This is a genomic window from Pseudomonas sp. Irchel s3h14, from assembly GCF_900187425.1.
Taxonomy (GTDB): Bacteria; Pseudomonadota; Gammaproteobacteria; order Pseudomonadales; family Pseudomonadaceae; genus Aquipseudomonas.
On the sequence record NZ_FYDJ01000023.1, the window covers coordinates 79252 to 85778 of the forward strand.

The window sequence follows — 6527 nt, forward strand, 5'->3', positions numbered from 1 at the left end:
TCTGGTACAAACGTATCAATTGGTTACTTTTGAAGTAGAGAGGAATACCTGTCGTGAACCGTGCAATTGCTCAAGAGGGTGCAGCGGACGTCGCCACTGCGGTCGCTGAAAGTGTTCAGTACCAGGGTCGCAAGGCCAGCCGACAGGGCAGTGAGCAGCGTCGACAGGACATTCTCGATGCGGCGATGCGCATTGTCGTGCGCGATGGCGTGCGGGCCGTGCGTCACCGTGCGGTGGCCGCCGAGGCCGGTGTGCCGCTGTCGGCCACCACTTACTATTTCAAGGATATCGATGACCTGCTCACCGATACCTTTGCCCAATACGTGGAACGCAGTGCGGCGTTCATGGCCAAGCTGTGGGCCAGCAATGAAGGCTTGCTGCGCGAAATGGTGGCTTATGGCGATGGCAGCCCCGAGTCGCGTTCACAGCTGGCCGACGATATCGCACGCCTGACCGCCGATTACGTGCAGCGCCAATTGCACAACCGTCGCGAACACTTGATGGCCGAGCAGGCGTTCCGTCAGGAGGCGCTGTTGAACCCGCGTCTGGCGGAGTTGGTGCGTTCGCATCAGCAAATTCTTCTGCAAGGCACCTGCCATTTTTTCGAGGTATTGGGTTCCCGCGAGCCACAACAGGATGCCAAAGTGTTGACGGCGATTATCGGACGGATGGAATATCAGGGCCTGCTCAACGACGCCGAGCCTGTCGCCGAAGCCGAAATGCTCGGCATCCTGACCCGCTACATGCATTTGGTATTGGCGTCGGTGTAATCCTTGTGGGAGCGGGCTTGCTCGCGAATGCGGTTGAACATTCAACATTAATGTCGACTGACACACCGTATTCGCGAGCAAGCCCGCTCCCACATGAGGTCCGTGTGTGTTCATAGGGAGTGTTGAATGAAAGCCTGGCGTGTCGTTGTGATCGCCTTGTCGTTCCTGCTGCTCAGCGGCTGTCTGGTGACCTTCAAGGAGCCGCTGCCCTCGAGCGAGCCCGCGCCCAAAGGGTTGCTCGGCAAATGGACCAGCACCAACGCCTGGGGCGAGCCGCTGAATCTGGAGCTGACGCGCCTCGGCGACAATCACTATCAGGCCGTCAGCTACTTCAAGGCTAAACCCAAGGAGCGTGAAGCCTATCCGTTCACGGTGACCCGCCATGGCAGTCGCTGGTACCTGTCGGCCAAGGTGCCGGCGCAATTCGGTGGGCATTTCACTATCGCCGGTTTTGAACTCACCGATAAGCATGAACTGGTGGTCTATAACCTCGACCTCGAGCAGATCAACCAGGCCCTGAGGCAAAAAGTCCTCAGCGGCGAAGGCTTCCAGACTGACGACGGCGACGGCGTATTGATCAACAACAATCTGGACCAGGTCTTCGCCTACCTCGACGATCCGGCCAATTCCGATGTGTTCGTCGAGGCGGTGCGCTATCAGCGCCTGGCCAAAGCCAAATAAACCCAGCACGTAAATGGTTTTTCTACAGGAGTTTCGGGTGGACGATTACCAGCAGACGATACGCATGTTGTCCGATCGCATTGTGCTGGCGCAGACGCCGATTCGCGTCCTCGATGCAGTCAAGTGGGACGACGGCATCCGCAATGGTTTCCTCAAGGCCAAGGGCAAGGAAATGCCGGCGGTGGACCGCGATTACTACCTGAACCGGCCGCTGGCGTTCGACTCCAACAAGGTGAAGCTGGAATTCCAGAACATCGAACGCGACATCACCCGTCAGCTCGGACAGTTCAACCCGGTTGGCCAGATCATGCGCCGCATGTGCAAGGAATACCGCATGGTGGTGCGCATGCTCGAAGCGCGCGGCACCGAGGATTTCGGGCTGATTTCACAGGAGCTTTACGGTGCCGCTTCCGACGCGTTCCACGCCGGCGATCCGACCCTTTCCGACCTGGGCCTGATGCTCTCGGATTACCTGAACAATATCGATGGCCGTGGTGACTTGAAGGACGAGCCGAAAATCCTCACCGCCAAGGAAGCCGTCCACCTGCTGCAAACCCGCTTGAACAAGGTATTCGGCGAGGCCGAGGAAACCATTCGGGTGTTCGAGTCCGACGGGATCGTCGCCGATGCCGCGGCTGGCGCCGACTACATCAAGATCCGCGCCGACGCGATGTTCAACGACCGTGACGTGCGCGCCCTGGAAGTCCACGAAGGGCTGGTGCATGTGGGGACCACGCTCAATGGCCTGAACCAGCCGATCTGCACCTTCCTCTCCAAAGGCCCGCCGTCGTCGACGGTGACCCAGGAAGGCCTGGCGATCCTGATGGAAATCATCACCTTCGCCTCGTACCCAAGTCGCCTGCGCAAACTGACCAACCGCACCCGCGCCATTCACATGGTGGAAGAGGGCGCGGACTTCCTGCAGATCTTCGAATTCTTCCGCGAGCAAGGTTTTGAAATGGCGGAAAGCTACGGCAACGCCAGTCGGGTTTTCCGTGGCTCGGTGCCGACAGGTCTGCCATTTACCAAAGACTTGTCCTACCTCAAGGGCTTTATCATGGTTTACAACTACATTCAGTTGGCCGTGCGTAAGGGCAAGCTTGAGCAGATACCGCTGCTGTTTTGTGGCAAGACCACGCTGGAAGACATGCGGACCTTGCGCCAGTTGGTGGATGAAGGGCTGGTGGTGCCACCGAAGTATTTGCCGGATCAGTTCCGTGACCTGAACGCGCTTTCGGCATGGATGTGCTTCTCCAACTTCCTCAATCACCTGAGCCTGGACCGGATCGAAGCGGATTACTCCAATATCCTCTAACGTGTACGCCGTCCAAATGTGGGAGCGGGCTTGCTCGCGAATGCGGTCTCCACATTCAACATTTCTGTTGTCTGACACACCGCTTTCGCGAGCAAGTCGGATCGCCGCACCGCCGCTCCCACATTTGGTCCGTATTCCAACCACACTTCACGAGGTTTCATCGGATGAGAATCCTCGGCTTCTTCTGCCTTCTCCTGACCTTGAGCGGTTGCAGCTCGCTGCTGTTCTACCCCGAGCCAGGCCAGCTGTTTACCCCGGAAAAAGCCGAACTCGAATACCGCAACGTCACCCTGACCACCGCCGACGGCCTCAAGTTGCACGGCTGGTGGTTGCCGGCCAAACAAGGTGTCGAGGTCAAAGGCACGGTGCTGCATTTGCACGGTAACGGCGGCAACCTGCCCATGCATCTCGGGGGGAGTTGGTGGTTGCCAAAAGAAGGGTATCAAGTGCTGCTGCTGGACTATCGCGGCTACGGTCTGTCCGAGGGTGAACCGACGCTGCCGGAGATTTATCAGGACATCGACGCCGCGTTCAAATGGCTCGATCAGGCGCCGGAGGTCAAGGGCAAGCCGCTGATCCTCCTGGGGCAAAGCCTCGGTGGTTCGATGGCCGTGCATTACCTGGTTCAACATCCCGAACGCCAAAAACAACTCAAGGCTTTTGTCCTCGATGGCGTGCCTGCCAGTTACCGCAGTATCGGTCAATTTGCCCTGAGCCATTCCTGGCTGACCTGGATGTTTCAGGTGCCGCTGTCTTGGCTGGTGCCGGACGGCGACAGCGCGATCCATTCCATGGCGCAGCTCAATGGCGTGCCGAAACTGATCTACCACAGCATCGACGATCCGATCGTGCCCCTTTCCAACGGCATCCGTCTGTATCAAGCTGCGCCGCCGCCGCGGGTGCTGCAACTGACCCGTGGCGGTCATGTGCAGACGTTCGCCGACCCGGTCTGGCGCACAGTCATGCTGCGTTTTCTCGACGACCCGCAGCATTTCAACGGCCTGCGCCGCCTGGGCGAAGTCCCGAATTACCCGGCGCCGAAAAATTCTGAAGATGAACCACCAGAGAGTCCGCAATGAGTGAAGAACGTAACGCCATCCCGCTGATCATCACCGGTATCTGCACCATCCTCGGCACCGTCGGAGCCCTGTGGTTCTACGGCTACCTGCACTTCGCCAAACCCGAAGATGCGCTGCTGCTCAGCGACTTCACCATGCTCAAGACTGTGCCGGGCGAAGACTACAAAGTCTCCCTGGAGCCGGCCGCGCAAGTCGCGCAGTGCATCGATGGCGTGCTGGTGATGTTCGACACCGAACAGAAAGGCCTGAGCGGCATATTGGTCAACAACAAGAAAAAAGCCGTGCGTTGCATGGGCGAGGAAACCCCGCAGAAGCTGCAACCGTAGCGCGCCCCGAAATCTTAAAAACAAAAGCCCCGCCTGATCAGATCAGGCGGGGCTTTTGTGTTTCAGCAGACGAAGCTTAGTTAGAGCTAACCGCCGAACGCGGGATCACTGGCTGGTTGTCGTTGGAAATGGTCACTTCCACCCGACGGTTCATCGCACGGCCCGACACGCTGGAGTTCTCCGCGACCGGGTATTCCTTGCCGTAACCCTGCGCCACGATACGCGCGGGATCAACGCCCATTTTCACCAGCGCCATGCGCACGGAACCGGCACGACGCTCGGACAGCGACTGGTTGTGGTTCGCGGTGCCCGTGCTGTCGGTGTAGCCTTCAACGATCGCTTTGCGATCAGGGTTTTCCGAGAGGAACTGCGCCAGTTTGTTGATATTCACCAGACCGCTGGACTTCAGATCAGCCCTATCAGTGGCAAACAACACATCACCGAACGTCACCAAGGTGCCGCGATCGGTCTGCTTGGCGTTCAGGCTGTCCTGCAATTGTTTGATCTGCGCATCGCGGGCATCCAGACGGGCCTGGGCGCGCTGCGCAGAAGCATTTTTCAGATTGGCTTCGGCGTTGCGCAAGGCGATGGTCTGCTTCGCCACTTCAACACGTTGATTGGTCAGGTAAGCCAGTTGGTCGACCTTGGCCTGGTCTTCTTTGTCCTGATAAGCCTTGTCGGCCTTGTCCAGGTAATCGCTGGCTTCTTTGGTTTCCAGCGCCGCGACTTTGCTGGCTTGCGGGTTGGTTTGCAGGCCGGTGTAGTTGCTGCGGGCCTGTTCCAGGTTCGCGTTCGGCGGCGTGGAGCAGGCAGCCAGTGCAACGCTTGCGGCCAGCAGGGCAGGGATCATCAATTGTTTACGCATCATGGTTTCGTCCTTTTAGTCGAGTAAGAAGTACGTCGTGCCGGCCGCTTATTGCACGGTGCGCTGGCTTTCCTGACGCAGTTCTTGAACACCTTTCTGAGAGTCCTTCACAGCCTGTTCAGCTTTGATCGCCTGGGCTTTGCGTTCAGCCACGCGAGCGTCCCATTCGGCCTGTTCGGCCAGCACTTTGGCTTCGTCATACTTTTTGTCGTGCAGGGCGATTTCGGCTTGTTTGAGCTTGTCCTGGGCGGATTTCATTTCCACCGCCGCAAACTCGGTACCGCCAGCACTGACGGCGCTGTTGACCGCTGATTCCGTCACAGCGAATTGCTCGCTTGGCGGGTTACCGGCACAACCGGCCAGAACGAAGCTGCTGCCGATGGCCAGTGCAGCCAGTTTCAGGCTACGCAGAGGTGGGAACGAGGATTTGGCAGTTCGGGTTTTCATGGTCTTCAACTCCATTGGAATAACTCCTGAAAAACTAAAAAATCCATCCTGGGCAAGGAGCCGCAACCTTCAATTTCCGGGGGTGTTTTAAAACGGCCGTCCCAGGCGTGGTTAATGGGTGTGACCCGAGGCGTTTTTCGAAAGTTCAGAGAATATGGCCCATTGCCCGAAAAAACTTTGACCGAACGGACAAGGCTCTAAGCCGGGAATTCTTACCGCAAACAGCCGTATTCCCGGCCCTGCAGGGGGCCAGGAATACGCATTTTGGGAGGGGGAAAGGAGTGCGGTAATCAGTGTTTCTGTTTGTCGTCAACGGCCGACAAATCGTGCAAATGACGACGGGACAAGGCGAGAAAACGCGGAGTCGGACCGACGTCTTCGTACAGCGGATCACCTTCTTCGTCGGTGGCCACGACGGTCGAGCCCTTTACGTACGGAAAGCTTTTTTCGAGCTCTTCCAGGGCGGCGCCGATCAGCTCGCCGAGCAGTTCTTCGGGCTGCCGTTTGGGGTACATCTCGATAATGGCCGCCAGCCGTGCGGCGGCCTCCACATCCAGATGAATCGAGTATCCGGTGTCGGTCAGGCGACCCTTGGCGTTTTCTTCCCAGTGATGGGCAAGCTCGCGGATTTTCATAGTGACCTCAATGCGCACCTGCTCGTGGCAGGCAGTGTCAGTGTCCGGCAATCGCCGGCGACAGCCGTTGTAAGGCTTACTCTTCAGACTAGCTTTAACGCCCAAGGTTTAAAGTCCCTTCGTCGTCTCATGCCGTTGGGGGGATTGGGTGTATATCCGTTTCTGCGGTGATGGCTGATTACGGTTTCGCTTTTACAGCGAGTCACTTTCGAAAAGCGCGAAAGTAACCAAAGCGCTCATGCCCCTGTCGTTCGGTGCCTCGCTTAGGCTCGGCATGCCCTCGCTCCGGTCCTGCTCCGTGGGCCCGCCGCCATCGGCCATCCATGGCCGGGGGCGGCTAACCCGGCATCCATGCCGGGTTGCCCACTGCGCAGAACCTCCACTCGGCCTCTCGAGGGGGCGGTGCATC

At 58.3% G+C, this 6527-nt stretch carries 8 protein-coding genes; 5 read left to right on the forward strand and 3 right to left on the reverse strand.

Annotated features, from left to right (window positions below):
• Positions 1–53: 53 nt before the first annotated feature.
• From CKW16_RS27670 to CKW16_RS27690, 5 genes are all read left to right on the forward strand, one after another.
• The gene (locus CKW16_RS27670) at positions 54–770 is read left to right on the forward strand and encodes a TetR/AcrR family transcriptional regulator (protein WP_046048164.1); all 717 of its coding nucleotides are present in this window, start codon (positions 54–56) and stop codon (positions 768–770) included.
• A 126-nt stretch (positions 771–896) separates the two neighbouring features.
• Positions 897–1451 carry a hypothetical protein gene (locus CKW16_RS27675; protein WP_095132373.1) on the forward strand — a complete coding sequence of 185 codons (555 nt, stop codon included), beginning with the start codon at positions 897–899 and terminating at the stop codon, positions 1449–1451.
• A gap of 13 nt (positions 1452–1464) precedes the next feature.
• Positions 1465–2766 (forward strand): flavohemoglobin expression-modulating QEGLA motif protein, encoded by a 1302-nt coding sequence (locus CKW16_RS27680; RefSeq protein WP_176471609.1) that lies wholly within the window; start codon positions 1465–1467, stop codon positions 2764–2766.
• Positions 2767–2930: 164 nt separating this feature from the next.
• A complete protein-coding gene (locus CKW16_RS27685) occupies positions 2931–3845 on the forward strand; it encodes an alpha/beta hydrolase (protein WP_095132377.1) in 915 nt (304 codons plus the stop codon).
• Entirely contained in the window at positions 3842–4171 is a 330-nt protein-coding gene (locus tag CKW16_RS27690; RefSeq protein WP_095132379.1) for a hypothetical protein, read from the forward strand. The genes CKW16_RS27685 and CKW16_RS27690 overlap by 4 nt, the downstream gene beginning before the upstream one ends.
• 76 nt (positions 4172–4247) lie before the next feature.
• Here CKW16_RS27690 and CKW16_RS27695 read toward each other — a convergent pair whose 3' ends face one another.
• The 3 genes from CKW16_RS27695 to CKW16_RS27705 form a co-directional block, all read right to left on the reverse strand.
• Positions 4248–5036, reverse strand: coding sequence for an OmpA family protein (locus CKW16_RS27695; RefSeq protein ID WP_095132385.1), 789 nt, complete (start codon positions 5034–5036; stop codon positions 4248–4250).
• 48 nt (positions 5037–5084) lie between these two features.
• Positions 5085–5498, reverse strand: a complete 414-nt coding sequence (locus CKW16_RS27700; RefSeq protein WP_056744920.1) for a DUF4398 domain-containing protein — start codon at positions 5496–5498, stop codon at positions 5085–5087.
• Between the two features lie 275 nt (positions 5499–5773).
• Entirely contained in the window at positions 5774–6118 is a 345-nt protein-coding gene (locus CKW16_RS27705; RefSeq protein ID WP_046048158.1) for a hypothetical protein, read from the reverse strand.
• Positions 6119–6527 lie beyond the last annotated feature (409 nt).

Excerpts from the sequence above, each read along its gene's own strand:
- CKW16_RS27680 (WP_176471609.1), top strand. The coding sequence starts at position 1,465 with ATGGTTTTTCTACAGGAGTTTCGGGTGGACGATTACCAGCAGACGATA.
- CKW16_RS27685 (WP_095132377.1), top strand. The coding sequence starts at position 2,931 with ATGAGAATCCTCGGCTTCTTCTGCCTTCTCCTGACCTTGAGCGGTTGC.
- CKW16_RS27700 (WP_056744920.1), bottom strand. The coding sequence starts at position 5,498 with ATGGAGTTGAAGACCATGAAAACCCGAACTGCCAAATCCTCGTTCCCA.
- CKW16_RS27690 (WP_095132379.1), top strand. The coding sequence starts at position 3,842 with ATGAGTGAAGAACGTAACGCCATCCCGCTGATCATCACCGGTATCTGC.
- CKW16_RS27705 (WP_046048158.1), bottom strand. The coding sequence starts at position 6,118 with ATGAAAATCCGCGAGCTTGCCCATCACTGGGAAGAAAACGCCAAGGGT.
- CKW16_RS27695 (WP_095132385.1), bottom strand. The coding sequence starts at position 5,036 with ATGCGTAAACAATTGATGATCCCTGCCCTGCTGGCCGCAAGCGTTGCA.
- CKW16_RS27675 (WP_095132373.1), top strand. The coding sequence starts at position 897 with ATGAAAGCCTGGCGTGTCGTTGTGATCGCCTTGTCGTTCCTGCTGCTC.